This window comes from Pseudomonas sp. S4_EA_1b (genome assembly GCF_016307435.1).
GTDB classification, from domain to species: Bacteria; Pseudomonadota; Gammaproteobacteria; order Pseudomonadales; family Pseudomonadaceae; genus Aquipseudomonas; species Aquipseudomonas rhodesiae.
Genome location: NZ_JAEILC010000065.1, coordinates 1 through 1,112 on the forward strand (window position 1 = coordinate 1; position 1,112 = coordinate 1,112).

General features: G+C 61.2%; 1 protein-coding gene. It reads right to left on the reverse strand.

Features of this window, described 5'->3' with window-relative positions:
- Positions 1 to 29 precede the first annotated feature (29 nt).
- Positions 30 to 1,058: an IS30-like element ISPfl2 family transposase gene (locus tag YA0848_RS20850; protein ID WP_011805384.1), complete on the reverse strand. Its 1,029-nt coding sequence runs from the start codon at positions 1,056 to 1,058 to the stop codon at positions 30 to 32.
- Positions 1,059 to 1,112: the final 54 nt, after the last annotated feature.

The following is a 1,112-nucleotide window of genomic DNA, read 5'->3' on the forward strand; positions in this document are numbered from 1 at the left end:
GGCGGTTTCAGGAGCTGAGTGCAACACGGTTATTGAATTGAAGCTGGAGCATCATGCCGCATAGCCATGGCTTCTTGCATCACCTCGCTCATGACTTCAATCGGGCATTTGAAGTCGAAGCGCTTGCGCGGGCGCATATTCAATTGCAGTGCAATGGCATCCAGCTCTTCCTGGCTGTGTACCGACAGGTCTGTGCCCTTGGGCAGGTACTGGCGGATCAAGCCATTGATGTTTTCGTTGCTGCCGCGCTGCCAAGGACTGTGCGGGTCGCAGAAGTAGATCGCCACCCCGGTCTTCTGGGTGATCTCGGCGTGCCGCGCCATCTCCCGCCCCTGGTCGTAGGTCATGCTCTTGCGCATCGCCAGCGGCATGCGATTGAGCGCCGCGCTGAAACCTTCCATCGCCGAGGTCGCCGTCGCGTCGTTCATCTTCACCAGGATCAGGTAGCCACTGGTGCGCTCTACCAAGGTGCCTACGGACGAGGCGTTGGCCTTGCCCTTGATCAGGTCGCCTTCCCAATGGCCCGGCATCAGTCGGTCTTCGATCTCCGGCGGGCGCACGTGGATACTGACCATCTCGGGGATCTGGCCGCGCCGATCTACACCGCCAGAGCGCGGCCGGCGGGCCGTCTTGCCTTGGCGCAGGCAGATGATCAGCTCCTTGCGCAGTTCGCCGACCGGCAGGGCATAGATCGCGTTGTAGATCGTCTCGCGACAGACGTAGGCATCTCTAAGGCTGGAAATGTTCATGCTGCGCAGCTTGCCGGCAATCTGCTCGGGAGACAAACGCTCACGCAGCATGTGGACCACCAACTCGAAGCGCTCACTGCCCGGCAGCAGCTTGCGCTTGGGCCGGCAGGCTTGGCGCCGAATCCTCATCTGTTGTTGGGCGCTACGGGCCGCGTAAGCACCAATGCCGTCTTGATTGCGTCTCAGCTCGCGGCTGATGGTCGAGGGCGATCGGTTGATCAGGCGAGCAATCCCGCGCAGGCTGAAACCTTGGGCTTGACCGAGTTGAATGGCGGCGCGCTCTTCGACGCTGAGTTCGGAATAGGACATGGGGCAACACCGTACCGGAAAGGTCAGGTGTTGCACTCAGTTTTTGCGGCCGCC